This window comes from Xanthomonas translucens pv. cerealis, assembly GCF_006838285.1.
GTDB lineage: Bacteria > Pseudomonadota > Gammaproteobacteria > Xanthomonadales > Xanthomonadaceae > Xanthomonas_A > Xanthomonas_A cerealis.
This window is the reverse complement of sequence record NZ_CP038228.1, coordinates 246,442-273,126: the sequence shown is the minus strand read 5'-3', so window position 1 is coordinate 273,126 and position 26,685 is coordinate 246,442. Positions and strand designations below refer to the sequence as shown.

Annotated in this window: 22 protein-coding genes and 3 pseudogenes; 13 read left to right on the top strand and 12 right to left on the bottom strand. The window is 68.6% G+C overall.

Annotated features, from left to right (window positions below; translation table 11 throughout):
* Position 1 precedes the first annotated feature (1 nt).
* The gene (locus E4A48_RS01195) at positions 2–343 is read right to left on the bottom strand and encodes a Rieske (2Fe-2S) protein (RefSeq protein WP_039005808.1); all 342 of its coding nucleotides are present in this window, start codon (positions 341–343) and stop codon (positions 2–4) included.
* A 198-nt stretch (positions 344–541) separates the two neighbouring features.
* Here E4A48_RS01195 and E4A48_RS01190 point away from each other — a divergent pair, with 198 nt between their 5' ends.
* The 5 genes and pseudogenes from E4A48_RS01190 (at position 542) to E4A48_RS01170 (ending at position 4,762) form a co-directional block, all read left to right on the top strand.
* Positions 542–814 carry a hypothetical protein gene (locus E4A48_RS01190; protein ID WP_039005809.1) on the top strand — a complete coding sequence of 91 codons (273 nt, stop codon included), beginning with the start codon at positions 542–544 and terminating at the stop codon, positions 812–814.
* A 121-nt stretch (positions 815–935) separates the two neighbouring features.
* A complete protein-coding gene (locus tag E4A48_RS01185) occupies positions 936–1,643 on the top strand; it encodes a fumarylacetoacetate hydrolase family protein (protein WP_058195848.1) in 708 nt (235 codons plus the stop codon).
* Positions 1,644–1,753: 110 nt separating this feature from the next.
* Positions 1,754–2,173, top strand: a complete 420-nt coding sequence (mscL, locus tag E4A48_RS01180; RefSeq protein ID WP_039005812.1) for a large-conductance mechanosensitive channel protein MscL — start codon at positions 1,754–1,756, stop codon at positions 2,171–2,173.
* A gap of 64 nt (positions 2,174–2,237) precedes the next feature.
* Positions 2,238–3,646 (top strand): annotated as a pseudogene (locus E4A48_RS01175) (M28 family peptidase).
* 63 nt (positions 3,647–3,709) lie between these two features.
* A complete protein-coding gene (locus tag E4A48_RS01170) occupies positions 3,710–4,762 on the top strand; it encodes a LacI family DNA-binding transcriptional regulator (protein ID WP_142741732.1) in 1,053 nt (350 codons plus the stop codon).
* Between the two features lie 59 nt (positions 4,763–4,821).
* Here E4A48_RS01170 and E4A48_RS21395 read toward each other — a convergent pair.
* The 3 genes and pseudogenes from E4A48_RS21395 to E4A48_RS01155 all read right to left on the bottom strand — a co-directional run.
* A pseudogene (locus E4A48_RS21395) lies at positions 4,822–5,247 on the bottom strand (cytochrome P450); the annotation flags it as partial.
* A pseudogene (locus E4A48_RS21525) lies at positions 5,229–5,294 on the bottom strand (hypothetical protein); the annotation flags it as partial. The pseudogenes E4A48_RS21525 and E4A48_RS21395, both read right to left, overlap by 19 nt.
* Positions 5,295–5,427: 133 nt before the next feature.
* Positions 5,428–6,267, bottom strand: a complete 840-nt coding sequence (locus E4A48_RS01155; protein WP_039005815.1) for a TrmH family RNA methyltransferase — start codon at positions 6,265–6,267, stop codon at positions 5,428–5,430.
* A gap of 466 nt (positions 6,268–6,733) precedes the next feature.
* Here E4A48_RS01155 and E4A48_RS01150 point away from each other — a divergent pair, with 466 nt between their 5' ends.
* A complete protein-coding gene (locus E4A48_RS01150) occupies positions 6,734–7,783 on the top strand; it encodes a hypothetical protein (protein ID WP_039005817.1) in 1,050 nt (349 codons plus the stop codon).
* Between the two features lie 220 nt (positions 7,784–8,003).
* Here E4A48_RS01150 and E4A48_RS01145 read toward each other — a convergent pair whose 3' ends face one another.
* The 3 genes from E4A48_RS01145 to cysD all read right to left on the bottom strand — a co-directional run bounded on the left by E4A48_RS01145 (position 8,004) and on the right by cysD (position 12,300).
* Positions 8,004–8,561 carry a GNAT family N-acetyltransferase gene (locus E4A48_RS01145; RefSeq protein WP_039005818.1) on the bottom strand — a complete coding sequence of 186 codons (558 nt, stop codon included), beginning with the start codon at positions 8,559–8,561 and terminating at the stop codon, positions 8,004–8,006.
* 842 nt (positions 8,562–9,403) lie between these two features.
* The gene (gene cysN / locus E4A48_RS01135; RefSeq protein WP_039005820.1) at positions 9,404–11,392 is read right to left on the bottom strand and encodes a sulfate adenylyltransferase subunit CysN; all 1,989 of its coding nucleotides are present in this window, start codon (positions 11,390–11,392) and stop codon (positions 9,404–9,406) included.
* A complete protein-coding gene (gene cysD, locus E4A48_RS01130; RefSeq protein WP_039005821.1) occupies positions 11,392–12,300 on the bottom strand; it encodes a sulfate adenylyltransferase subunit CysD in 909 nt (302 codons plus the stop codon). The genes cysN and cysD overlap by 1 nt, the downstream gene beginning before the upstream one ends.
* A 197-nt stretch (positions 12,301–12,497) precedes the next feature.
* Between cysD and E4A48_RS01125 the strand changes: the two genes are divergently transcribed.
* From E4A48_RS01125 to E4A48_RS01115, 3 genes are all read left to right on the top strand, one after another.
* Positions 12,498–14,369, top strand: a complete 1,872-nt coding sequence (locus tag E4A48_RS01125; protein WP_142741731.1) for an assimilatory sulfite reductase (NADPH) flavoprotein subunit — start codon at positions 12,498–12,500, stop codon at positions 14,367–14,369.
* Between the two features lie 117 nt (positions 14,370–14,486).
* Positions 14,487–16,211: an assimilatory sulfite reductase (NADPH) hemoprotein subunit gene (gene cysI / locus E4A48_RS01120; RefSeq protein WP_039005824.1), complete on the top strand. Its 1,725-nt coding sequence runs from the start codon at positions 14,487–14,489 to the stop codon at positions 16,209–16,211.
* The gene (locus tag E4A48_RS01115; RefSeq protein ID WP_039005826.1) at positions 16,208–16,948 is read left to right on the top strand and encodes a phosphoadenylyl-sulfate reductase; all 741 of its coding nucleotides are present in this window, start codon (positions 16,208–16,210) and stop codon (positions 16,946–16,948) included. Before cysI ends, E4A48_RS01115 begins: the two co-directional genes overlap by 4 nt.
* Before the next feature lie 174 nt (positions 16,949–17,122).
* Here the strand turns inward: E4A48_RS01115 and E4A48_RS01110 are convergent, their stop codons facing one another.
* The 3 genes from E4A48_RS01110 to E4A48_RS01100 all read right to left on the bottom strand — a co-directional run bounded on the left by E4A48_RS01110 (position 17,123) and on the right by E4A48_RS01100 (position 21,101).
* Positions 17,123–18,598, bottom strand: coding sequence for a PepSY-associated TM helix domain-containing protein (locus E4A48_RS01110; RefSeq protein ID WP_142743070.1), 1,476 nt, complete (start codon positions 18,596–18,598; stop codon positions 17,123–17,125).
* The gene (locus E4A48_RS01105) at positions 18,598–20,658 is read right to left on the bottom strand and encodes a TonB-dependent receptor (RefSeq protein ID WP_142741730.1); all 2,061 of its coding nucleotides are present in this window, start codon (positions 20,656–20,658) and stop codon (positions 18,598–18,600) included. The genes E4A48_RS01110 and E4A48_RS01105 overlap by 1 nt, the downstream gene beginning before the upstream one ends.
* A gap of 68 nt (positions 20,659–20,726) precedes the next feature.
* Entirely contained in the window at positions 20,727–21,101 is a 375-nt protein-coding gene (locus tag E4A48_RS01100) for a DUF2946 family protein (RefSeq protein WP_142741729.1), read from the bottom strand.
* Between the two features lie 352 nt (positions 21,102–21,453).
* On the opposite strand from E4A48_RS01100, the gene E4A48_RS01095 reads away from it, so the two are divergent.
* The 4 genes from E4A48_RS01095 (at position 21,454) to E4A48_RS01080 (ending at position 24,823) form a co-directional block, all read left to right on the top strand.
* On the top strand, positions 21,454–21,675 hold the full coding sequence (locus tag E4A48_RS01095; protein ID WP_009580108.1) for a hypothetical protein: 222 nt from the start codon (positions 21,454–21,456) through the stop codon (positions 21,673–21,675).
* 11 nt (positions 21,676–21,686) lie between these two features.
* The gene (locus E4A48_RS01090) at positions 21,687–22,670 is read left to right on the top strand and encodes a DUF6976 family protein (protein WP_039005830.1); all 984 of its coding nucleotides are present in this window, start codon (positions 21,687–21,689) and stop codon (positions 22,668–22,670) included.
* Positions 22,671–22,888: 218 nt separating this feature from the next.
* Positions 22,889–23,314: an arsenate reductase (glutaredoxin) gene (gene arsC, locus E4A48_RS01085; protein WP_039005831.1), complete on the top strand. Its 426-nt coding sequence runs from the start codon at positions 22,889–22,891 to the stop codon at positions 23,312–23,314.
* Positions 23,315–23,614: 300 nt separating this feature from the next.
* On the top strand, positions 23,615–24,823 hold the full coding sequence (locus E4A48_RS01080) for a sensor histidine kinase (protein WP_142741728.1): 1,209 nt from the start codon (positions 23,615–23,617) through the stop codon (positions 24,821–24,823).
* Positions 24,824–24,851: 28 nt separating this feature from the next.
* Here E4A48_RS01080 and E4A48_RS01075 read toward each other — a convergent pair whose 3' ends face one another.
* Complete coding sequence (locus tag E4A48_RS01075) at positions 24,852–25,439, bottom strand: phospholipid scramblase-related protein (protein ID WP_039005833.1); 588 nt, start codon at positions 25,437–25,439, stop codon at positions 24,852–24,854.
* A 208-nt stretch (positions 25,440–25,647) separates the two neighbouring features.
* Complete coding sequence (locus E4A48_RS01070) at positions 25,648–26,631, bottom strand: LysR family transcriptional regulator (RefSeq protein WP_142741727.1); 984 nt, start codon at positions 26,629–26,631, stop codon at positions 25,648–25,650.
* Positions 26,632–26,685: the final 54 nt, after the last annotated feature.

Genomic DNA, 26,685 nt, shown 5'->3' with positions numbered 1-26,685 from the left:
CTCACGCCAGGAAAACCTGGCCCTCGCGCACCGCCACCGGCACCGCGAGCAGGCTCTGGCCGCGGCACGGCCCCGACACGCAGCTGCCCTGCTGCAACTCGAACGTGGCGCCATGCGCGGCGCAAACCAGATGGCCTTCGCGGCTTTTCAGGAACTGCCCCGGCGCCCAGTCGAGGCGGCGCCCGGCATGCGGACACACGTTCAACCAGGCGCGGACGCCGTCGCCGTCGCGGTACAGCAGCAACGACTCGACGGCGCCGCCGAACGTGGCCTCGGCCTCGACCAGGCTGCCGGGTGCGAGCTGCTCCAATTGCACCAGCACGGCGGAAGATGACTCGGTCATGGAAACACGGCGGCAACGCGGAAAGAATCGCCATTCTCGCATGTCCGCGGTGCGCCCCCGCGCCGCACTTCACTTGGCGGCGACACGCAAGACCTTGTACGGGAAAGTGTTACTTTTCCTCTTAACGAACTTTTCACTCCGTCACGGAAGACAGCGCGGATACTGCCACCTCGGTTCAAACTGACACAGACTTCTGCCATGCGTGTACGCGCCTTTCATTTCGATCAGTTCCGGCATGTCTTCGCGCCGCGCAAGCCGCGCCATCCGCTGGTGAAACTGGCCGTCGGTTCGCTTGGCCTGGCGATCCTCGCCGGGCTGGTGTTCGTCAGCGTGTTCGTCGGCGCGGCGATGATCCTCGGCGGCATCGCGATGAAGCTGCTGAGCCAGCGCGGCAAGCGCCCGTCCGCGGCGCGCCAGCATGTGGTCGATGGCGAGTACCGCGTGTTGCGCAAGCCGGCGTTGCCGCTTTAAAGCTTGGAATGGGGAAATTGGGGAATGGGGAATCGTGAAAGCGATGTCCTCGCGCCTGCTGGAATTGGGTTGAACCCGACGCGTTAGACTGCTGCATCCTGTTCTTCTCTGGATGCATCCCATGAAAGACCTGTTTGCTGCTGCCGAAGCGCCACGCGTGCCCGTGCGTGGGCTGGGGCTGTTTCCGGTGCATCGCATCTACTGCGTGGGCCGCAATTTCGCCGACCATGCGCGCGAGATGGGCGCCAGCGCGCCGGCCTCGAAGGCCGAGCGCGGCCAGCCAACGTTCTTCATGAAGCCGGCCGATGCGCTGGTGATCGGCAGCGACTCCATTCCCTACCCGTCCGCGACCCAGGACCTGCACCACGAAGTGGAACTGGTGGTGGCGCTCGGCCAGGATGCGCCGGCCGGCGTGCTCGGCGTCGAGGATGCGGCCGCGCTGGTACTCGCCTATGGCGTCGGCCTGGATCTGACCCGGCGCGACCTGCAGGCCGCGGCCAAGGCCAGGGGCCTGCCGTGGGACATCGCCAAGGGCTTCGACCATTCCGCGCCGATCAGCGAACTGATCCCGGCCGGCGAAGTCGGTGCGCTGGAGGCGTTGAACCTGTCGCTGGAGGTCAACGGCCAGGTGCGCCAGCAATCGCTGCTCGACCAGATGATCTGGAACGTGCCGGAGATTCTGCACGAACTGTCCACGCTGTTCGCGCTGCGCGCCGGCGACCTGGTGTTCATGGGCACGCCGGCCGGCGTGGCAGCACTGCAGCCGGGCGATCGCTTCAGCGCACGGTTGGAGAACGTCGCCGAGCGCCACGGCACCATCGTCGGCTGAGCGGCGCGCATGCGCGCTGCCGCGCGCTGAGCAACTTGATCCAAGGACGACAACGACTGCGCTAGGCTTGGACCGCGGCGACAGGCCCGCGCAACGATTGAGGAGCCCCGATGGGCATGATCCGCGAGTTCAAGGAATTCGCCATGCGCGGCAACGTGCTGGACCTGGCGGTCGGCGTGGTACTCGGCGCGGCGTTCGGCAAGATCGTCACCGCGCTGGTGGAGAAGATCATCATGCCGCCGATCGGCATGCTCGCCGGCGGCGTGGATTTCTCGCGCTGGGCGTGGACGCTGAAGGCGGCGACGGTGGACGCGGCAGGCAAGGATGTGCCGCCGGTGGTGATCGGCGTCGGCGATTTCCTCAACACCATTCTCCAGTTCGTGATCGTGGCCTTCGCCATCTTCATGCTGGTCAAGGCGATCAATCGCATCGCGCGCAAGCAACCGCCCGCGCCCAAGGCGCCGAGCGAGGAAGTGCTGCTGCTGCGCGAGATCCGCGATGCGTTGAAGCACGACGCCACACCGCAGTAAGTGCCGTGCGCAGGCGCGCCACGCGCTGCTAAGTTCGTGGTTCACCGCTGTCGCGGAGTCCTTCATGCGCCGTCTTGCCGTCGTCATCGCCGCCATGCTCGCCGCTGTCTCCGCTGGCGCGTCCGAGACCACCCGCATCCCGGACGCGGCGTTGTCCACCGCCACCACGCTGCGCGAGCAGGCGCTGGCCGACGACACCGGTTGGAAGGTGGTCGAATCGCTGACCACCGAGGTCGGCCCGCGCATGGCCGGCAGCGAGGCCGATGCGCGCGCGGTCGCGTGGGCCAAGGCCAAGTTCAAGGCGCTGGGCTTCCACAAGGTATGGACCGAGCCGGTGACGTTCCCGAAATGGGAGCGGCGCAGCGAACACGCGCAAGCGCTCGGCGCCAATGCGCAGCCGCTGCGCGTGACCGCGCTGGGCGGCAGCCCAGCCGCATGGTCGAAGCCGACGTGGTGCGCTTCGCCGACCTCACCGCGCTACAGGCCGCCCCCGCCGGATCGCTGCGCGGCAAGATCGCCTTCGTCGATTACCAGATGCTCAAGGCGCGCGACGGCAAGGACTACGGCAACGGCGGCGCGGTGCGCAGCAAGGGGCCGTCGGAGGCGATCGGCAAGAGTGCGATCGGCTTCGTGATGCGCTCGGCCGGCACCGATTCGCACCGCGTGCCGCATACCGGCATCACCCGGTTCGACGAAGGCCCGACCCCGATACCGGCGGCGGCGCTGGCGGTACCCGATGCCAACCAGCTGGCGCGCCTGCTCGCGCGCGGCCCGCTGCGACTGCACCAGGCGTTGGGCTGCGGCTGGGACGGTCAGGCCACCTCGTACAACGTGATCGGCGAGATCACCGGACGCAGCAAGCCCAAGGAGGTGGTGGTGATCGGCGGCCGCCTGGATGCGTGGGACCTGGCACCGGCGCGATCGACGATGGGGCCGGGGTCGGCATCAGCATGGCTGCCGGGTACCTGATCGGCCAGCTCAAGCGCGCGCCCAAGCGCACGATCCGCGTAGTCGCCTTCGCCAACGCAGAACAGGGGCTGTACGGCGGCAAGGCCTATGCGCAGGCGCACGCCAAGGACATGGCACTGCACCAGATCGCTGCCGAGAGCGACTTCGGCGCCGGCCGCATCTATGCGTTCAACACCGGCTCCGGCGATGCCGCCGCCTCCCGCGAGGCGACCCGGCAGATCGCCGAGGTGCTGGCGCCGCTCGGCATCGACTACGCGCCGGACAGGCGGCCCCAGCCAGGACGTAGGCCCGTTCGCGGCCAAGGGCCGCGACTGGGCGTGGCTGGCGCAGGACGGCAGGGATTACTTAGATCTGCACCACACCGCCGACGACACCCTGGACAAGATCGATCCCAAGGCGCTAACGCAGAACGTCGCCGTCTATGCGGTGTTCGCCTATCTGGCCGCCGAGGCCGACGGCGGTTTCGGCAGCCAGACCAAGACAGTGCAACCGCCCCGGGAGTAAGCTGACGGTCCTGCTGCGGGGGATGTGCAGGCTTTCCTTTTTCGCAACATCGCCAGGAACACGATGGGCAAACAGCAAGGTCGTGCAGGCTCCGCGGTAACGCTTCTGGATGTGGCGCAGCACGCAGGCGTCTCGCCGATGACCGCCTCGCGCGTGATCAACCGCCACCCTCGGGTGGGCGCGTCGCTACGCGAGCGTGTCGAGGCCTCGATCAAGACGCTCGGCTACCGTCCCAACCTGGCCGGGCGCTCGTTGCGCACCGCCAGCCTGGCGCGGATCGGCGTGCTGTACAGCAATCCCAGCGCGGCCTATCTCAACCAGTTCATGCTCGGCATCCTCGAACAGAGCAGCCTGGACGGCAGCCAGGTGCTGGTGGAGAAGAGCGACGACATCGGCAGCCAGCGCACCGCCACCGAGCGCCTGCTCGACGCCGGCGTGGACGGGGTGATCCTGCCGCCGCCGCTGTGCGATTCGCGGCAGACCATCGAGGAACTGGACGCACGCGGCATCCCGGTGGTTGCCGTGGCCACCGGCACGCCGATGCAGGACGTCAGTTCGGTGCGCATCGACGACTACCAGGCGGCCTGCGCGATCACCCGGCATCTACTCGAACTCGGCCATCGCGATATCGGCTTCATCAGCGGCGATCCCAAGCACACCCCGAGCGCGCTGCGCAGCCGCGCGTTCTTCGACACCATGGCCGCGGCCGGCCTGCCGGTCGCCGCCGCGCGCGTGGCCGAAGGCCTGTTCACCTACCGCTCCGGGCTGCTCGCCGCGACCGCGCTGCTGCACGCCGCGCCGCGCCCCAGCGCGATCCTGTGCAGCAACGACGACATGGCCGCCGCCGCGGTGGCGATCGCCTACAGCTTGCGCCTGCGCGTACCCGAGGACCTGTCGATCGCCGGCTTCGACGACACCCCGGTGGCGACCACGATCTGGCCCGAACTGACCACTATCCACCAGCCTGTCACCGCGATGGGCCGCGCCGCGGTCGCGCTACTGCTCGGCGAGATCCGCCAACGCCGCGACGGCCTGCCCAGCCGCGGCATCCACCAGGTGATGGAGTACACGCTGGTGACGCGCGGCTCGACCGCACCGCCGGCGCACGCGCAGTAGCCGGCCTCGCGCTGCCGCAAACGGCGTGTTCGGGCGCGGCCCTCACCGCCGCGCGCGGCTCAGTGGCGGACGACGTCGACCTGAGCGACACCGAGCAGTCCGGCCAGCGGCACCTCGGCGCGGGTCTGCCGCGGACTGGCGGCCAGGCCCTGGCCGCGCAGCAGGTCGAGCAAGCGTTCCGCCAGCGGCATCACCATGTGTCGCCCCCAGCAGCGTTCGGAGGCGTGGCCGAACGGCAGATAGCAGGGCTGGACGTCGGGGTCCAAGCCGTCCCAGCGCTCGGGACGGAACGCCTGCGGTTCGTCCCACAGCGCCGGATCGCGGTGACTGAGCAGCGGCAGCACCAGCACGTCGGCGGCGGCGCCGATCCGCGCGGCCAGCCCAATGTATTCGGGCGAGGCATTGCACAGGATGTTCCAGGACGGCGGCAGCAGGCGCATCGATTCGTAGAGAGATAACGCGGCGGCGGCGGCCGCCGCCACCGGTTGGCGCCGGTCGGCGGTGCGGCGAACGGGATCGCGCGGAACAGCATGCTGCCGTCGGCCTGGACCTGGCCGCGCACGCTGCCCGCGGCCAGCGTCACCTGCGCTGCAGGCACGGCAGCGGCGGGCGCCTCGCGCGCGCCAGCGGCGCGACGCCCAGCAACAGGCACTGCAGCGCCGGCTTCACCGTGCAGCTGCCGACGCCGCAACGCGGCTGCGCCAGGCGCCGAGCAGCACCGCGGTGGCGGAGGCGACGTTGAGGCTTTCCACCGCACCGCTGCCGGGGATCGACAAGCGCAGTTCGCAGGCTTGCGCGAAGTCGCGGTCCATGCCCTCGCGCTCGGCACCCATCACGTAGACCAGGCGCGGCGGCAACGCGGCGGCGAACACGTCGGCGCCGCCGTCCACCAGCGTCGCCGCCAGCGCGAAGCCGGCCGCACGCAACTGCGCCAACGCTTGCTCCGCTGGCGGCAGCCGCACCAGCGGCAGCGCCTCGGCGCCGCCCTCGGCCACGCGCGCGGCAGCGCCGGACAGGGCCAGCGTCGCGGCGTCCGGCAGCAGGATCGCGGCGGCGCCGAAATGCGCGGCCGAGCGCAGGATCGCACCGAAGTTGTGCGGGTTGCCGACCCCGTCCAGCCACACCGCCAACGCCGGACCCGGCGCCAGCGTCTGCAGCCACGCCGCCAGCGGCAACGGTTCGGCACGCACCACGTCGGCGACCACACCCTCATGGTGTGCGCTGGCCGCGAGCTTGTTCAGATCGGCTTCTTCCACCACGCGGTAGCCGACGCGATTGGCCGCGCACCACTTGAGCAGCGGCTGCAACGCCGGAATCCGCGCCTCGGCCAGGTACAGCTTGCGGATCGCCTCGGGCCGGCGCGCGTACACCGCACGCACCGCATTGAGACCATACAGGCGCAGTTCGCCGCGATTGGCGTCGGCCGCGCGCGGCACCGGCGCGGCACGTTCGGGCGGCGCGGGCGAACGCGGGCCACGTGGGCTCTTGCCCCAGGGCGAGGTCATCGGTGCACGCCCATGGCGCAGCAGAAACGAAGGACATGACGCATGGGAAGTCTCCTGGAAAACACGCGGGTCGCGCGCCAGGCCGGCGCGCTCGGGGGATTTTCGCTCATTCGGGCGCCGCCGGTTGCCCCGGGTATGCCGATCGCGTGCCGATACTTGTCTACGCCGCACCACACGAAGTGCGAATGCCTCGCGCACCCGACCGTGAAGCATTTCTCCATGGCTGCGCATTATGCAGAATTGGTGCATATACGCGCAGAAATCCGACAATAACGCGCGCTATGCATGGTTCATCGTCGCCGCTCCCTCAGCCCTTCAGGCAGGTCTTATCGAGACGCGCCACGCACGTCCCATTCTCTTGCTCACGGAAATCCGGCAGCCCCGATCCTGCGCGCACGCGCGCATGCCGGAAGCAATGCGTCGGTTTCCGAGAGTACTTCCCGCGTTTCCAAGATAAGGCAATTCCATGCGCTTCAATCTCCGTACCACGCCCCGCCGCGCCTGCGCCGCGCTGCTGCTGTCGCTGCCCCTGATGGGCCTGAGCGTCACCGCGCTGACACAGACATCCACGCCCGACGCGCGTCTCGCGCGAGTCGGCGCCCTGCCCGCCAAGCACAAACCTGCCGGTGTGCCCGACGATTACGTGCAGACCCCGTTCGGCTACTTCCCGCCAGCCTGCGTCCGCCAGGTCCACAACGGCGAGCGCATCCTCAAGGACGGCAGCCTGCAACACGCCAATGGCGCGCGCGAACCGGCGCAAGCCTGTACCCAGGACAACTTCACTCCCAGCGGCGTGCGGGTGCGGCCCGACGGACGCGGCATCGATGGCCAGCAGGTCCGTAACGCTGTGGCGCTGGCAGCATCGCGGTCGCGCCGCTCGGTGCCGCCGCCGATCCCCCACGGCTACATCATGGTCGCCGGCTATCATACCGGCACGCCGCTCGGACGCATCGTGGCGAGTTGGACAGTGCCGCAGAACCCGACCAACGTGGCGCGACAGATCGTGTACTTCTTCCCTGGTTTGCAGAGCGACGATCCGACGATCCTGCAGCCGGTACTGGGCTACCGCGGCGAAAGCAATGCCTGGGATCTGAGCAGCTGGAAGTGCTGCCAGGAAGGCACGGTGTGGTACAGCGATTACATAAAGGCCAAGGCAGGCGATCAGATCGTAGGCGACACCTATGCAACCTGCGGCACCGGTAACCCGTGCTATGACTGGAACGTCGACACGCGCAACGTCACCACTGGCCAGAGCGTACGCCTCAGCACCACGTATAACATCGATTCGGAGTCGCACCAGGTGATGGGCGGCTCGCTGGAGGTGTATTGGCTGGACAGTTGCGACCAGTACCCGCCGGAAGGCAGCATCACGTTCACCAATATCGGCGTGTACGACTACCAAATGAACCGCGTGCGGTCGCCGCCGTGGCGCACGCTGGACTACAGCGCCGGATACGACGTGCAGTGCGACTACGATGTGCAGACCACCTCCACCTCGGCGACGATCTTCTACTGATCGCGCCCGGACCTGCAGGCACGACACCGCTGCCGGCCACCGGCCGGCAGGGTGAAGTACGGGTCGGCCGGCGCATGAAGATCAGCGGCTTGTTCCAGATCAAGCCATTCGATGCAGTGGTGATCGATTCCATGCAGTCGCCCCAGGCGCAAGCAGGATGCCCCGTGCACGGGGCTGCTTCGACCGTGCATCACGCGACGCCGACTGCGCAACGCGGCTCTTATCCCGGCGTATGCAGGCGCCCAAACAAATGCAGATCGTGCAAGCGCCCATGCTTGCGCAGCGCGCCGCGGCGGACGCCCTCGCGGACGAAGCCATTCTTCTCCAGCACACGCGCCGAAGCCGGGTTGCTGTCCAGCACGCTGGTTTCGATGCGCAGCAATCCGAGTGCGGGGATCGCCCAGTCCAGATAGGTGGCGACGATCCGCGTCATCCGCCCCTGGCCCCAGTAACGGCGCCCCAGCCAATAGCCGAGTTCGGCGACATGCGCGCGCTCGCCGCGCCCGGGACGCAAGGCGATGCTGCCGCAGGCCTCGCCGTCGATCTCGATCGCCAGCAGCGGATGGCGCAGCTCGACCACGCGCCCGGCCAGGAACGCTTCGCCGTCGGCGCGCGTATACGGATGCGGGAAGCGTTCGCTGAGGCCGCGCACCACCTGCGCATCGTCGGCATGGCGCAGCAGCGCATCGAGATCGCCGCCGCGCCAACGGCGCAGTTGCATGCCGTCGATGCTCAGGCGCAGATCGCGCCACGCCGTGTCGCTGGGGTCGTCGGGCATCGGCGGCGCTCCTGCTGAGGGGCATCCGAGCATACCGCGATGGCGCCCAGCGCAACCAGGCGACACGCGCGCGCAACGTCCGCGCTAACGCAGCGCGCCCTTCCTTGCACGATCGTTCCGAGCCGTCCGATGCACTCCGCGACCTCCGCCGCTGCGGCACGTATTCCTATCTTCGTGCACCACAACATCGCGCCGGCGCCACGGCCGTTGCAGGTGTACCGTCGCCTGTACGCCGCGCCGGCGCGTTTCGCGCGGCAGATGCGCCTGCTGCGGCGGCTGGGCTACCGCGGCGTATCGATGTCCGATGCCATGCCCTACCTGCGCAGCGAACGCCACGGCAGGATCGCGGTGCTGACCCTGGACGACGGCTACCACGACAACCTGCATGCGGCGCTGCCGGTTAGGCATCGAGAAACCGCTGATGAGCCTGGCCGAACTGCGTCAGTGGCACCACAGCGGCATGGAGGTGTCGCCAGCAAGCCCACCGATCCGAGCAGCAGCATGCGCTGTCGCAGGTGCAAGCGATCCATCATCGCGGTGATGGGCGCAAACATCCGTTCCGGCACGCCCGACGACGCCGGCCCGACGCGTGCTTGGGCTTTGTCTGCCATTTCCATATCCGTTTTCCGCGCAGTGGCGAAACCGTTCGCCAATGGGCCACAGGCGCCATCCCCGAGACATCGCACGTCATTGCGACCCCAAACCTCAACGGCTGCGCTGGCGCTGACTGAAGCGCCCCTCGCGCGTCGCTGCCGCCAGCCGTGGCGGGACGAACGCCGGCCGGCGCGACTGGCGCAGCGGCGCCTGCGCCATCGGGTGTGCCGCGATGGCGGCGGCGCCGCTCAGTCGTGCGCGTCCAGCCACGCCAGCACCTGCGCCGCCAGCGCCTGTGCGTTGTCGCCGTCCGCGCGCAGGTGCAGCTCCGGCTGTTGCGGCGCCTCGTACGGCGAATCGATGCCGGTGAAATTGGGGATCTGCCCGGCGCGGGCCTTGGCGTACAGCCCTTTCACGTCTCGCGCTTCGGCCACCTGCAGCGGCACGTCGACGAACACCTCGACGAACTCACCGGCGGCGAAGCGCTCGCGCGCCATGCGCCGTTCGGCACGGAACGGCGAGATGAAGCTGACCAGCACGATCAGCCCGGCGTCGGCCATCAGCCGCGCCACCTCGGCGACGCGGCGGATGTTTTCCACCCGGTCCTCATCGGTGAAGCCCAGATCGCGGTTCAGCCCGTGGCGCACGTTGTCGCCGTCGAGGATGAAGGTGTGATAGCCGAGCGCATGCAGGCGCTTGTCAACCAGGTTGGCGACGGTGGACTTGCCGGCACCGGACAGGCCGGTGAACCACAGCACCTTCGGCGCTTGGCCCTTGATCCGCGCGCGTGCGGCGCGGTCCACGTCCAGGTGCTGCCAGTGCACGTTGCCGGCGCGGCGCAAGGCGAAATCCAGCGTGCCGGCGGCGACGGTGGCGTTGCTCTGCCGGTCGATCAGGATGAAGCCGCCGAGCGCGCGGTTGCGCGCGTACGGCGCGAAGACGATCGCTTCGTCCAGCGACAGGTTGCAATAGCCGACCTCGTTCAATTCCAGGCGCTTGGCCGCCAGCCGCTCCTGCGTGTTGACGTCGATGCGGTGCTTGATCTCGCTGACGCTGGCCGACACCGTGCGGGTGCCTAGCTTCAGCCAGTACGGCCGCCCCGGCAGCAGCGCGGCATCGTCCATCCACAGCAGGTGCGCGGCGAACTGGTCGGCCACCTCCGGCGGGTCGTCGGCGGCGGCGATCACGTCGCCGCGGCTGATGTCGATCTCGTCGGCCAGGGTCAGGGTCACCGCCTGCCCGGCCACGGCCTTGTCCACGTCGCCATTGCCGTCGAGCACCCGCGCCACGGTGGAGCGGCGCGCCGACGGCAGCACCACCACCGCATCACCGGGCCGCACCTGGCCGGCGGCGAGCGTGCCGGCGAAACCGCGGAATTGCTGGTTCGGACGGTTGACCCATTGCACCGGCAGGCGCAGGCCGCTGTCGGCATCGCGCGCGGCCAGGTCCAGGCCTTCCAGGTATTGGAGCAAGGCCGGGCCGCCATACCAGGGCGTGCGCGCGGAGCGCTGCGACAGGTTGTCGCCGTCGAGCGCCGACAGCGGGATGCATTGCACCTGCGCGATGCCCAGTTGCGCGGCCAGCGCGCGGTAACTGGCGACGATCGCATCGAAGGTGGCCTGGTCGAAATCGACCAGGTCCATCTTGTTGACCGCCAGCACCACGTGGCGGATGCCGAGCAGCGAGACGATGTAGCTGTGGCGGCGGGTCTGGGTCAGCAGGCCCTTGCGTGCATCGACCAGCACCACCGCCACGTCGGCGGTGGACGCGCCGGTGGCCATGTTGCGGGTGTACTGCGCGTGGCCAGGGCAGTCGGCGACGATGAACTTGCGCTGGTCGGTGTCGAAGTAGCGGTAGGCCACATCGATGGTGATGCCCTGCTCGCGCTCGGCGGCCAGGCCGTCCAGTAGCAGCGCGTAGTCGATCTCGCCGCCACGGCTGCCGTGGCGCTTGCTGTCGGTGCTGAGCGCGGCGAGCTGATCGTCGAACAGGCGCTTGCTGTCGTAGAGCAGGCGCCCGATCAGCGTGCTCTTGCCGTCGTCGACGCTGCCGCAGGTGATGAAGCGCAGCAGCGGTTTTTGTTCGTGTTGCTGCAGGTAGGCGGCGATGGCGATGGCGCGGTCGCGGGACCGGGGACCGGGGACCGGGGACCCGGAAAAGCCGGCCGTCTCGGACACGCGGCTGTTGCTGTTTTCGGGTCCCCGGTCCCCGGTCCCCGGTCCCGCCACGATCCCCATCAGAAATACCCCTCCAACTTTTTCTGCTCCATCGACGCGCCCGGATCCTGGTCGATCACCCGCCCCTGCCGCTCCGAGGTGGTGGTCAGCAGCATTTCGGCGATGATTTTTTCCAGCGTGTCGGCCTGCGACTCGACCGCGCCGGTCAGCGGATAGCAGCCCAGCGTGCGGAAGCGCACCTGCCGCAGCTGCGGCACTTCGCCCTCCCGCAGCGGTAGCCGCGCGTCGTCCACCATGATCAGCGCGCCGTCGCGTTCCACCACAGGGCGCTCGGCGGCGAAATACAGCGGCACCACCGGAATCGACTCGCGGTAGATGTACAGCCAGATGTCCAGCTCGGTCCAGTTGGACAACGGGAACGCGCGCACGCTCTCGCCGGCATGCACCCGCGCGTTGTAAAGATTCCACAGCTCGGGGCGTTGGTTCTTCGGGTCCCAGCGATGCTTGTCGTTACGGAACGAGAACACCCGCTCCTTGGCCCGCGCCTTCTCCTCGTCGCGGCGCGCGCCGCCGATCGCCGCATCGAACCTGCCCTGATCCAGCGCCTGCTTCAGGCCCTGGGTCTTCATCACGTCGGTGTGCACGGTGGCGCCGTGGGTGAACGGGCCGATGTCCTGGGCGACGCCGTCGGGATTAATGTGCACGCGCAGTTCAACTCCGCTCTCGGCGGCACGGCGGTCGCGGAACGCGATCATCTCGCGAAACTTCCAGCGCGTATCCACATGCAGCAGCGGGATCGGCGGCGGCGCCGGCGCGAACGCCTTCAGCAGCAGATGCAGCAGCACCGAACTGTCCTTGCCGACCGAATACAGCAGCACCGGATTGCGGAACTCGGCGGCCACCTCGCGCAGGATGTGGATGCTCTCGGCCTCGAGCCGGTCGAGGTGGGACGGGGCGGAAGAATGCATCGGGGACAACGCAAGACTCATTGGAAAAGGGACGTGTCGAGGGTAGCAGCGACCACGACGACCGGAGCCGGCAGTGTGTGATGCAGCTTGCGGGCATTGAAATAAGCGGGGGGCATAAGCCGATAACCCCTGCTCCTTTCTGCCTCGCGCAACGAATCCCTAACATCGGTCATCTCTTCTTCCCACCCGGACCGGTCATGACCGCCGCCTCGCCCGCGTTGCCGCCCAGCCCCTTGCCTGACGAGCGCAAGGCGCTGCTGGCGCGGACGGTGGAGGGGCTGGATGCGGCCAGCCTGTGGTGGCTGTCCGGTTATGCCGCCGGCCTGGCCCAGGGCCAGGGCCACGCACCGCCGTCGCTGGCGGTGCTGCCGGGCGGCGCCGCGGCCAGCCAGGGCGCGCAGCGGCTGAGCATTGTCTACGGCAGCCAGACCGGCAACGCCCGCCGCGCCGCCGAACAGTTGGCGGCCGACGCCGAGGCCGCCGGACTGACGGTGCGCCTGCTGCGCGCCGATGCCTATGCGACCCGCGAACTGGCCGGCGAGCGCCTGCTGTATGTGGTCATCAGCACCCAGGGCGAAGGCGATCCACCGGACGACGCGATCGGCCTGGTCGAGTTCCTGCAGGGGCGCCGCGCGCCCAAGCTGCCGGAACTGAAGTACGCGGTGCTCGGCCTGGGCGATTCCAGCTACGCCGACTTCTGCGGCATCGGCAAGCGCATCGACGCGCGCCTGGCCGAACTCGGCGCGCAGCGGCTGCTGCCGCTGGGCGAGGCCGACCTGGACATCGACACCGTGGCGGTACCGTGGCGCACCCAGGCGCTGGCGCAGGCGCGCGAACTGCTGAAGAGCGCGGCCGCGCCATCGGCGACGGTGACCCCGCTGCGCAGCGCCGCCGCGGCCGCCTGGAACCACGCGCGCCCGTTCGCCGCCGAGGTGCTGGCCAACCAGCGCATCAGCGGCCGCGACTTCAAGGGTCCGCGCTACGCCACGCATGGCCAGGCCGACAAGGACGTGCGCCACCTGGAATTGTCGCTGGCCGGCAGCGGCCTGCACTACGAGCCGGGCGACGCGCTGGGCATCCGCCACCGCAATCCGCCGGCGCTGGTGGAGGCCGTTTTGACGGCGACGCGACTCGACGGTCATGCCCACGTCACCGTCGATGCGCAAACTCTGCCCCTGCACGAGTGGCTCACGGCGCATCGCGAACTGACCCGGGCCTCGCGGCCGTTCCTGGCCGCGGTCGCCCGCCGCTCCGCCGCCGCGGCGCTGGAGCAGCTGCTCGACCCTACCCAGACCGCCGGTCTGGCGGCGTTGCTGGCCGATCACCAAGTGATCGACGTGCTGCGACGCTGGCCGGCGGATTGGGACCACAGCGCCCTGCTGGACGCGCTGCGGCCCCTGGCCCCGCGCCTGTATTCGATCGCCTCCAGCCGCAAGCGGGTCGGCGACGAGGTGCACCTCACCGTCGATGTGCTGGCCTACCAGGCGCACGGCCACGCCCATGGCGGCGCGGCCAGTGGCTATCTGGCGGCCCTGGCCGAAGGCGACAGCGCCCCGGTCTACATCGAACCCAACGAACGTTTCCGGGTGCCGGCCGACGCCAGCCGCGACATCCTGATGATCGGTCCCGGCACCGGCGTGGCGCCATTCCGCGGCTTCGTGCAGGAGCGCGCCGAGAGCGGCGCCAGCGGCCGCAACTGGCTGTTCTTCGGCGCCCGCCACTTCAACCAGGATTTCCTGTACCAGGCCGAATGGCAACAGGCGCTGCGCAGCGGCGAACTGCAGCGCCTGGACCTGGCGTTCTCGCGCGACGTGCAGCCGCTGCGCGACGGCAACGTGCCGGACAAAGTCTACGTGCAGCAGCGCCTGCGCGAGCGCGGCCGCGACGTCTACGACTGGCTGCAGAACGGCGCGCACCTGTACGTGTGCGGCGCGATCGGCATGGGCAAGGACGTACACGCCACGCTGCAGCAGATCGTGGCCGAGCACGGCGGGCGCAGCGCCGAGGATGCCGCCGCCTATCTGACCTCGCTGCAGCGGGAGGGACGGTATGCGCGCGATGTCTATTGAGTTTGCGGGACCGGGGAGCGGGGACCGGGGACCCGGAACCGCAACGCCAAGGGCTTTTGCTACAGCCGTTGCTCTTGCTTCCCCCCGGTCCCCGGTCCCCGGTCCCTGGCCCCCCCAATGAGCCACTCCGTCGAAGACATCAAGGCCGAAAGCCGCCGCCTGCGCGGGTCGCTGCTGCAGAGCCTGGCCGATCCGGTCACCGGTGCGCTGCGCGAGGACGATCAGACCCTGATCAAGTACCACGGCAGCTACCAGCAGGACGATCGCGACCTGCGCGACGAGCGGCGCCGGCAGAAGCTCGAACCGGCCTACCAGTTCATGATCCGCACGCGCACGCCGGGCGGGGTGATCACGGCGGAACAGTGGCTCAAGCTCGACGCCATCGCCACCACCTACGGCAACCATTCGCTGCGCGTGACCACGCGTCAGGCGTTCCAGTTCCACGGCGTGATCAAGCGCGAGCTGAAGGCGACGATGCAGGCGATCAACGCCGCGCTGATCGACACCCTGGCCGCCTGCGGCGACGTCAACCGCAACGTGCAGGTCGCCGCCAATCCGCTGGCCTCGCGCGCGCACGCCACGCTGTACGCCGATGCCGCGCGCGTGTCCGAGCACCTGCTGCCCAATACCCGCGCCTACTACGAGATCTGGCTGGACGAGGAACAGGTGGCCGGCAGCGGCCAGGAGCAGGAACCGATCTACGGCGATACTTACCTGCCGCGCAAGTTCAAGATCGGTTTCGCGCTGCCGCCGATCAACGACGTGGACGTGTTCGCCAACGACCTGGGCTTCATCGGCGTACTCGGCGCCGACGGCGCACTGGCCGGCTACAACGTCAGCATCGGCGGCGGCATGGGCGCCAGCCACGGCGACGCCGAGACCTACCCGCGCGTGGCCAACGTGATCGGCTTCATCGCGCGCGAGCAACTGATCGATGTCGCCACCGCCGTGGTCACCACCCAGCGCGACCTCGGCAACCGCACGCTGCGCAAGCGCGCGCGCTTCAAATACACCATCGACGACCATGGCCTGGAGGTCGTCGTCGCCGAGATCCAGCGCCGCGCCGGCATCGCGCTGCAGCCGACCCGTGCGTTCGCATTCGAGCACAACGGCGACCGCTACGGCTGGAGCGAAGGCGAGGACGGCCGCGCGCACCTGACCCTGTCGCTGCCGGCCGGGCGCATCGCCGACCACGACGCCGGCGCGCGCCACCTCAGCGGCCTGCGCGAGATCGCCGAACTGCTGCAGCGCCACGGCGATGGCGCGCACTTCCGCATGACCTCCAACCAGAACCTGGTGATCGCCGGCATTCCCGCCGCGCAGCGCGCTGCGATCGACACCCTGGTGCGCGCGCATGCGCTGGACACCGGCAACCAGGCGCGCACCGCGCTGGCGCGTGCGGCGATGGCCTGCGTGGCGCTGCCCACCTGCGGCCTGGCGATGGCCGAGGCCGAACGCTACCTGCCCGACTTCGCCGCCAAGCTGGAGCCGTTGCTGGACCGGCACGGGCTGCGCGAGGCGCCGATCCTGCTGCGCATCTCCGGTTGCCCGAACGGCTGCTCGCGGCCGTATCTGGCCGAGATCGCGCTGGTCGGCAAGGCCCCAGGCCGCTACAACCTGATGCTCGGCGCCGATCACCGCGGCCAGCGCCTGAACACGCTGTACCGCGAAAACATCGGCGAGCCGGAAATCCTCGACGCGCTGGATCCGCTGTTCGCGCGCTACGCCAGCGAACGCGTCCCCGACGAGGGCTTCGGCGACTTCCTGCACCGCAGTGGCCTGGTCGCGCTGCCCGCCTATCCCACCCACCGTCATCTCATTCCTTCGGAACTGCACGCATGAGCGCCCTACCCGCCTCCGCCCACCACGACTCCGCCAACACGCCGATCGCGGCCTTGGACCTGGACGCGACCAACGCGTTGCTGGCGCCGATGAGCGCAGTGCAGCGCGTGGCTTGGGCGCTCGAACACGGCCCGGCCGAGGCCGCGCTGTCGTCGAGCTTCGGCGCGCAATCGGCGGCGACGCTGCACCTGCTCACCCAGCAGTTGCCGGACATCCCGGTGATCCTGATCGACACCGGCTACCTGTTCGCCGAGACCTACCGCTTCGCAGACGCGCTCAGCGACAAGCTCAAGCTCAACCTCAAGGTGTACCGGCCGCTGGTCAGCCGCGCGTGGATGGAAGCGCGCCATGGCCGCCTGTGGGAACAAGGGATGGTCGGCATCGAGCAGTACAACAACCTGCGCAAGGTCGAGCCGATGCGCCGCGCGCTGGACGAACTGAAGGTCGGCACCTGGTTCACCGGCCTGCGCCGCAGCCAGTCCGACAGCCGCGCGCAGACCCCGTTCGTGCAGAAGCGCGGCGAGCGCTACAAGATCAACCCGATCGCCGACTGGAGCGACCGCGACCTGTGGCAGTACATGCAACAACATGGCCTGCCCTACCACCCGCTGTGGGAAGAAGGCTACGTGTCGATCGGCGACTTCCACACCACCCGCCGCTGGGAACCGGGCATGCGCGAGGAAGACACCCGCTTCTTCGGCCTCAAGCGCGAATGCGGCATTCATGAGGACATCTGAGGCTGGCTTGCCGCGGGCACTCGGCAAGCCCTAGCAAGCCTTTGTGGGAGCGACGTCAGTCGCGACGAACGGAACGAGAAAAGTTCTGGATTGCGATGCCATCGGGATCAAAGTCATCACATAGCTCCATCCAGTGCGTTGGCCACGAGCCCCTCGTGCCCATACAGCAGAGCCTCATTCGCGCCGCAGCACCCACCACCAATCCAGGGCCAACATCAGCAACAACGACACCCCGACCAGCGGGAACAGCACGCCGCCGATCGCCAGCAACGCGAGCACGCCGCGCAAGCTGCGCCGGTCCGCTGGCAGCGGCGGCACGCCCCATCCACTGGCAGGACGGCGCTTCCACCACATCAGCGCGGCGCTGACGCACAACAGTACGATGCCCAGGCACGAGACGATCAGCAGCACCTGGTTGACCGTGCCGTATTGCTGCCCCAGGTGCACGTTGATGCCCCATTCCAGCGCCTTCGCCATGGGCCCGTAATCGGCATAGCGCATGTCCAGCAGCACCTTGCCGCTGTATTGGTCGAGATGGATCACCCGCTGCTGCGCCAGGTCCGGCGGATACACCGATGCGGTGTACACACCGCGCGCGCCGCGCGGCAGTGCCACGCTGTAGCCGGCGGCGATGCCGCGCGCCTGGAACCGCGCCACCGCCGCATCCAGGCCGATCGCGCCAGGTGACGAGGGCGGCGAAGGCATCGCCTCCAGCGCCATGCCGCCATGTGCGGCATGCACGTCATCGCCATTGTCCGCCCCAGCTGCCGCGGAAGACGCATCCGTCGCCGTCGCCGGCATAGGCATAGGCATAGGCATCGACGCAGCCTGCGGCAGCTGCGACTGCGGCAGGCGCGCCTGGCGCAGCGACCAGGCCGGCACCTCTTCGTCGCTCAGGCGCTGCGTGGACATCGGCACGTCCACGCGCAGTCCGGCCGGATAGCCGTAGTGATGGCCGTTGGCCAGGCGGTTCACCTGCGCGCCCCAGAACCACGACCACGGCATCCCGGTCAGCGCCAGGAACAGCAGCATCGCGCCGACCACGCTGCCGGTCAGCGCATGCGTATCGCGCCAGAACACGCGCTGTGGCGGCCGCCCGCGCACATGGGTGACGCCGCCGCGGCGGCCACGCGGCCACCACAGGTAGGCGCCGGTGAGCACCAGCAGGATCGCCCAGCCGGCGGCCACTTCGATCAGCGCGTTGGCCCACGGCCCGACCAGGGCCAGGCTGTGCAGACGCCGGATCGTCCACGCCACGGTGCCATGCTCGGGCAAGCGGCCCAGCACGCGTGCCCGGTACGGATCCAGGTACACCACCACGCGGCGGCCATCGCCGCTACCCACGGTCACTTCAGCCGACGCATCGCGCCGCGGCGGCGTGGTGTAGCGCAACGCCTGTCCCGGTTGCGCCGCCAGCGCCGCGTCGAGCAAGCGCTGCGGCGCGGCGGCCTGCGCCTGCGCTGGCACCGCGACCGTCTTCAGCGCGCGATGGAAGTAGCCGTCGATCGGTTGTTGATAGACGAAGGCGGCGCCGGTCAGCGCCAGCCAGGCCAGCAACGGCAGCACCAGCAGGCCGGCGTAGAAATGCCAGCGCCAGACGGCACGGTAGAAACGCGCCGGCGGCGCCGCCGGCGGGTTCGGCATGACCATCACCAGCCCCAGCTGAGGCTGGCGTACAGCGCGCGCCCGTCGCCCGGCGAGTCGCCGGAGGAACCGCTGTCGTACCACGCGTAGACATAGTGGCGATCGGTCAGGTTCTTCAGCTGCAGCGACAGCTCGCGCTGCGCGCGCCACGCCCAGGTCGCGCCGACGTTGGCCAGCGCGTAACCACCGTAGCGGCCCAGCGTATTGGTGCGCTCCACGTAGTAGTCGCCCTGCGCATTGCCCCAGGCCGACAGCTTCAGCCGCGGCGTCGCCTGCCAGTCGATACCGGCATTGGCAAGGTAATGCGGCACGCTCTCGATCTCCTTGCCGCGCGTGGCCGGCGCGCTCGGATCGGGCGTGACGATCAGCGCACGCTGCCGCGAATACGCCAGCCACAGCGTCCAGCGCTCGTCCGGACGCAGGTTCAGCTGCGCGTCCCAACCGCGGCGCAAGGTCTTGCCGACATTGCCGACCTCACCAACGCCGACCCTGCCATCGACGCCGAAGATGGTCGCCACTTCGTCGGAGGCGCGTTGTTCCCAATAGGCGATGCGCGCGTCCAGGCGCTTGGCGTCGGCGAACTTCAATCCGGCTTCCCAGCCGTCGTTGTACGACGGACCCACGTTGCCGGGCTGGCTGCGGTAGGCGCCGTTGCCGCTGCCGATCTGGAAGGTGCGGCCGAGGTTGGCATAGGCACTGGTCTGCCCTGTCAGCGCCAACACCGCGCTGAGCTTGGGTTGCTTGATCGCCCCGTAAGCGTAAGCCGGATAGCGCGCGTCACCGAGCCGGTCGCGAAAATCCCCATCGACCCAGTCCACACGGTAGCCCGGCACCAGTTGCAGGCGCTCGAACGGGCGGATCACCGCCTGCACGTAGGCGCCGTGCGTGTCCAGATCGAAATCCCAGTCGCGCAACGGCGCGGTGCGCACCCGCGCCACGGTGCGATAGCGTTGCGAGGTGTTGTCCTGCCATTGCGCATCGACCCCGCCTTCCAGCGCGAACGACGCCGCCCAGCCCACCTCGGGACGCCAGCTGGCCTTGGCCAGGAAACCGCGCTGAGTCTCGTCGGTATCGCGTTCCTGCTGCGCGCCGGCGGCGGTGAAGCGCACCCAGCGCTGGTTCTGGTAGCGATTCCAGTACAGCTTGGCGCTGCCCTGCACGGCGTCGGCCAACTGCGCGTCCAGATGCAGGCTCACCTGCCCGGTCTGGCGCTCGCTGCGGTCGTCGCGCGCATAGTCCGGCGAACTGCGCGGCGCGCGTTGCGCGCTGGCGTCATCCAGATAGCCCGCTTCCAGTGCTTCGTTGCGGTAGTAGCGCGCGCTGAGCCCGGCATGCCAGCGCTCATCCGGATCGGTGTAGAACCATTTGCCGGCGAAGGCGCGCTTGCGCGCGTCGGCATGATCGCGATAGCCGTCGCTGTCGCGCCAGGCGGCGAAATAGTTCTGGCTCCAGACGCCGCGTTCGATGCCCTGGCTGGCCTGCACCTCGCGCGTGCCGAAGCTGCCGACGGTGACGCTGGCGCGGCCGTCGTTGCCGCCGCTGCGGGTCAGCACATCGACGCTGCCGGCGATGGCGTTCAAGCCGTAGCGCGGATCGTTGGTGCCGCGCACGATCTCGATCGCGGCGATGTCCAGCGGGAATACCGCGTCCAGGTACGGCATGCTGCCGACGTTGTCGTTGCTGGGAATGCCGTCGATCAGCAGCTTGACCGCATTGACCCGGCCTTCGCCGTTGAAACCGCGGAACGAGAAGCGGCCGGCATCGGTGCCCATCTTGAACTGGGTGACCTGCATGCCGGGTGCGCGCATCAGCAGCTCCCAGCTGTAGTCCACGTGCTGGTCCTGCAGCAGGTCGCCGCCCAGGATGTCCACCGAACTCAGCACGCTGCGCGCGGTGGGCAAGGACAGCGGATTGGCGGTGACCTGGACCTTGCCCAGGGTCAATGCGGAATCGGCGGCGGGCGGCTGCACGCCGCTGTCGGCAGCAACGGCCGGCGCAGTCACGCTGGCCGCGAAACAGACACAGCCGCACGCTGCCATGCGCGGCAAGGAAAAAAAACGAATCATCAATGGCTCCATCGGCACGAAGACGTACCGCGGCGACACCGCGGCACGCACGAAGAGGCGTTCGTGTTTCAGGAGAACCAGGGAGGCCCACGCGCGGCGTGAGCGCGCCAACTGCACCTGTCCACCACCGGCGGGCGCGGTGAGGCCAGCGGCGGACGCTGGCGCAACCAGGGCAACAGCAGCAACAGCACCGCCAGCAAGGGCAGCAGGCGCGCGGCCAGCAGGCAGTAGTCGCACGCCTGCGCGTGCAGCATGCGGCCGTCGTCATGGGCGCCGGTGTGGCCAGGCAACGACACCGCAGGCAATGCAAGGATCGATTGCACGCCACCGCTGGTGCACAGCGCGCCCGCCGCGGCTGCGGCCCAGTCGCCGGAGCGCGCCTGCTGCCAACGGCTCAACAGAGGCGCAGTCAGCATCAGCACGATTGCCACAACGGCGAGCATGGCCCAGAGCATGGATGGCGGGCGGCGACGGATCACCGCGGCAGTCTAGGGCTTGCCGCCGCGATCGGGGTAGACCCTGCGACACATTGACGCATGCGCAGCAAGACAGGAGGCAGGAGCGGGTCGCCAGGCAAACGCGTCGTCACGCCGCATGGCGCATGCTCCGACACGGCCATCGGATTGCCGTATGCGGCGCCAACCTGGGGGCGGCAGCGACAGCCAAGCCAGTTCCATTCCATAACCGCTTACAGAACGGCCCGGCGCTCAATCACGCCGGCCCCGCGTCGATGCCGGACCAATGCCACGCCTACGCGTCGGCCATGCGCAAGACTTCACCCGTGGAGGGACGAAGATGATTCCGAGCAAAAGCCATCCCAAGTGGGTTCCGCTGCTCCGCGGCGATACCAAGCTGCAGTTCAAGGTATTCGCCGGGAACATGATGCTGAGCCAGTGCGCGCGCAAGTTGAAAAGCGATGCGTCGCCGCAGACCGTACAGGCCTGCATCGACGAGGCGCATGCGTTCTTCAGCAAATACGAAAATCTCTACAAGGCCGAGCTGCAGGCCCACTTCTGAGGAGAAGCGACATGCTGATGACACGCGAACAAGCGGCGCAAAAGATCCAATCCGGCGCCACCTTGTATCTGGCAGGCGACCAGGCGCTGCTCGACAGCCTGCCCAAGGGCAACTGGATCGGCGGCACCATCCCCTATTTCATGGACAAGCAAGGCGGCACCCACAGCCGCGAACTGATCTTCGTCAGCGAGCAGGACCATTGCGTCAGCGGCTCCAGCGTACGCTGGTACGATGTGGACGAACTGGCGTCCATCGCCAGCGACTCGCCCGATCACGGCTTCAGCGTGATCATCCTGCCGGCGACCAGCCAGGCGCATGTGCGCTATGCGCAGGATTCGCCCGACTACCCCGGGCTGTTCATGAAGAACATCGTCGGCTGGGTGTCCGGCGTGGACCTGGCGGACCTGGGCAAGGTGGCGCCGCGCATCTACGACGGCACCAGCGGCAAGTCCTACAGCGAAGGCTGCGTGGCCCTGCACGCAACCTTGCCGAAGGACAAGATGGTCTCGGTCGGCATCGTCAACTGCTTCAAGCAGGGGGATGGCGATGTGCTGACGTTCGCGCAGGACGGCTTCGACGTTGGCCAGGCCCTGGTCAACGGCGAGCTGCGCGACTTCGCCGAGTACCTCACCGCCAACCAGATCGACGTGCGGCTGCCGCTGGTCGCCGACTACAACGGTGAGAAGATCAACGCCAGCATCCAGTCGATCGACCAGGACGGGCACAAGGTCACGCTGTACGCGCCGGTGTTCCGCGGCGTGGAATACCGCATCGCCGCGCCGGTGGCCAACTATGTCGAGGAATTCTCGCGGCAGTTGCCGCAGACCGTGAGCAGCCCCGAGTTCAGTTGTAACTGCATCCTCAACTTCCTGTACTCGGAGCTGGAGGGCAAGCGCACCGGCGAACTGATCGGACCGGTGACCTTCGGCGAAGTGGCTTACCAGTTGCTCAACCAGACCATGGTGTACCTGCAGATCGAGGACGTGCCGACCTGAGCGTCGCGCAACGGCTCCACCTGGCGGGCGCAGCGATGCGCCCGTCGTCGTTTGCGGAGCGGAGCCACGCGCTGGCCTCATTCCGTCATTTCTGGAAGTATCGAAACGATGCACACCGACCACACGGTGCAGCCGTGCGCGCGCTCGCCCACGCGCACCGACTGGCCGCCTGCCGTGCGCTATCGCACCGAGCCCCCCCAATCGCACCGAGTCCCCCGATGAGCGCCATCACGATCTACCACAACCCCGCCTGCGGCACCTCGCGCAATGTCCTAGGACTGATCCGCAACAGCGGCGCGGAACCGAGCGTGGTCGACTACCTGAAGACCCCGCCGGACCGCGCCACCCTGCAGGCGCTGATCGCGGCACTGGGTATTCCGCTGCGCGAGGCGCTGCGGCAGAAAGGCACGCCCTACGCCGAACTTGGCCTGGGCGACCCCACACTGAGCGAGGACGCACTGCTAGACGCGATACTGCAGCACCCGATCCTGCTCAACCGGCCGATCGTGGTCACCGCGCTGGGCACGCGCCTGTGCCGGCCGTCGGAAACGGTGCTGGAGATCCTGCCCTCGCCGCAGCGCGGCGCCTTCGCCAAGGAAGACGGCGAAGCCCTGATCGATGCGGACGGCCGCCGGGTCGGTTGAGCTGTCCGCACTGCAGAAGCTGGACCCGTTCGCAAGCGTGCGCCCGGAGCCGCTGGCGCTGGGCGCCGCCCGCGCCACACATCCTGCTGCAGTAAGACGCGTGGCGCACACGTTTCAAGTTCACCCTGCTCACCGGCGACCTGGCGCCACTACAGCGAACGCCTGCCAGACACCGATGTCCTGGCGAGGGCGGCGGGCGCCGCACCGCCTGCAAGCGTTGCGTCAGCGTGAAGGCAGTGTCATTGAAATGTGTGATCGTTACCATAAACTGAGACACTCACCATCGCCGAGCCGTTTCGCATGTCTTCCGTCGCATCCGCTGCCGGCCCGATCTATTGCGCCGCCAAGCCCGGCAACGAAACGCTGCGCCTGGACGCGCTGCATAGCTACGCGATCCTGGACACGCCGCGCGAGCCGGCGTTCGACGACATCACCCGCCTGGCCGCGATGATCTGCCAGACCCCGATCGCGGTGGTCAACCTGATCGACAGCGAGCGGCAGTGGTTCAAGAGCGAGATCGGCCTGGGCACCAGGGAAACCCCACTGGCGACCTCGCTGTGCGCGCACGCGCTGCTCGAGGACGACCTGCTGCTAGTGCCGGATACGCGCGAGGATCCGCGCTTCGCCTGCAACCCGCTGGTCACCGGCGCCGAACGCCTGCATTTCTACGCCGGTGCCTTGTTGAAGACCTCCGATGGCCTGCCGCTGGGCACCGTGTGCGTGCTCGACCGGCGCGCGCGGCAGCTGACCTACGAGCAGATCGAAGCGCTGCGCGCGCTGGCGCGGCAGGCGATGGCGCAACTGGAACTGCGCAAGGCGCTGGCCCTGGCGCAAGAATCCAACCACTACCGCAGCCGCCTGCTGGCCATCGCCGGCCACGACCTGAAGGCCCCTCTGCGCACCGCCGCGTATGCCTTGGCCAAGGTCCAGCGCCAGCTCGATGCGGTCAGCGGCGTGCCGCTGGACGACGCGCGCAAGGCGCTGAACCAAGTCGCCAGCGGCCTGGACGACCTGGCCGCCAGCGCGGTCGCCGGCGGCGAGCACAGCCTGCCGGTGCTGCGCGACGTCGCCCTTGCCGACCTGCTCGGCCCGATCCTGGACACCTGGCAACCGCAGGCCGCGGCCAAGGGGCTGCGGCTGCGCTACGTGCCAACCACGCTGCGCGTGCGCAGCCACGCCGCGCTGCTGGCCACGCTGATCGGCAACCTGCTCGGCAACGCGGTCAAGTACACCGAGCACGGCTCGGTGCTGATCGGCTGCCGGCGCCGCCGCGACCAGGTGGTGGTGGAGATCATCGACAGCGGCATCGGCATGGACGGCGACAGCCTGCGCCACCTGTTCCAGGCCTTCCGCCAGGCCGACCCGCGCAGCGAAGGCCTCGGCCTGGGGCTGTGGATCGTGCGCCGCACCGCCGAAACGCTGGGCTGCAGCGTCGAAGTGCGCAGCCGCCCGGGCCAGGGCAGCCGGTTCTCGGTGACACTGCCGCTGGCAACCTCGCCGAACGCCTGAGTGCGACGGCGCCGCGCGGCAATACGGGTTATTCCTTCAGCACCATGTCGATGCACAGCACCGCGGCCATGATCAGGATGCGTACGTCGTCCTCGGCCGGCACAGCATTGTCGATGGCGAGCATGTAATTGTCGGCCGAGGTGAACAGCTCCTTGCCCAGCCCGGCCCACTTCTTGGACACCCGCGCCAGTTCGCGCTCGCCCTGCACGAAACGGAAATCCCAGCTGGTCCATTTGCCGCGCAGCGTGCACACCAGCTTCTCGCGCGCATCGAGCACGTCGAACTTGCCGCCGATGGAAAAGAATTTCTGGCTGAAGGAACCGACCAGGCGATCGTGCTCGTCCAGCACTTCGACCTTGGACAGGAACAGAGAGAAGCCGCGCTTGACCGTCAACACCTTCTGCCCGTTCGGGGTGCGCACTTCCACCTGGAACGGGGTCATGCGCTTGTAGTCGCTGAAACGGAAGATCTTGGTGAAGATGCCCAGGTTCGGCTCGCGGCATTGGAGCACCTGCTGGTTGCTCTGCGGATCGAACACGTCGTAGTTGTTGGCGGCCTTGAACATGCCAACCTGCTCCTTGACGAAGAACAGGTTCTGCTGGAGGACGGGGTGCATGGACATCCTTGTTGCGGGGAAAAGACGTAGCGCAACGTAGCGGTCGCGCGCACCGATGGCAATGGCAAGCTCTACAGTACGCGGCATCCGCGCAGCCTCAAACGCGCCGCTTGCGCCGCGCCATCGGCGATCGCCGATACGGATGCCGCCGGACCGGAGCGGCCCCCAGATCAGGCCAGGATCGCCGAAGATGCCATGGCGCCGCCGCTCAGCTGGTGATGGTCTGGGTCAGTGCTTCCCAGGTCGGCGGCGGCGGCCAGTCAGGCTCCTGGTTGCCTTCCATGACCCGGCGCAGGTCGCGGGTATCGATCTGCGGCGCCAGCACGTGCACCAGTTCCAGCGCGTAGTCGCGCAGCACGCGGTCGCGCGGCAGCACCGCCCAGGCGATGCAGTCGGGAATCTCCGGCGGCGCCGGCCAGGCGCGCAGGTCGGTGTCGCCGGCATGCACCGCCATCTCCGCGAGCAGGCCGACGCCGAGGCCGGCGCGCACATAGGTTTTGATCAGGTCGGCGTCGAGTGCGGTCAGGGCGATGCTCGGCTCCAGCCCGAGCCGGGCGAAGGCACGCTGCAGCGAGGAGCCGGGCCGGGTCGAGGATTCGTAGCTGATCAGCGGTTGCACCGCCAGCGCAGCCATGTCCGGCACCCGCTTGGACACGTCCAGCGCATGCCCGCGCGGCACCAGCACCAGCCGCCGCCAGCGGTATAGCGGCACCGCGATGCCGGCGCCGGGCTCGCTGCCGGCGGTGCTGACGATGGCGATGTCGGCATCGCCCTGGCTGAGCAGGTCCAGCGCCGCACTCTCGGCGGCCTGCTGCAGGTGCACGCTGACCTGCGGATACGCCAGCTTGATCTGCGCCACCGCCGGCGGCAGCACGAAGCGCGCCTGGGTATGGGTGGTGGTCAGGGTCAGCTGGCCCTGGCTCTCGCGGCGCTGGTTGGCGGCGTAGGTGCGGATGTTGTTGGCCTCGGCCAGCACCGCACGGGCGCGCTCGATCACTTCGCGGCCGGCCGGGGTCACCGTCTCCAGGCTGCGGCCCTTGCGCACGAACAGCAGGAAGCCGAGTTCGTCCTCCAGCTGTTTGAGCTGCTTGGACAATCCCGGCTGGGTGGCGTGCACGCGCGCCGCCGCAAGGGTGATGTTGAGATCGGCATCGGCGATGGCGACGAGGTAGCGGAGTTGGGTCAGCGTCATCGGAGCGAGGGCGAGGCGCCGCCTGGCGGAAGCAGCCACGACTGTAGTGGAAAT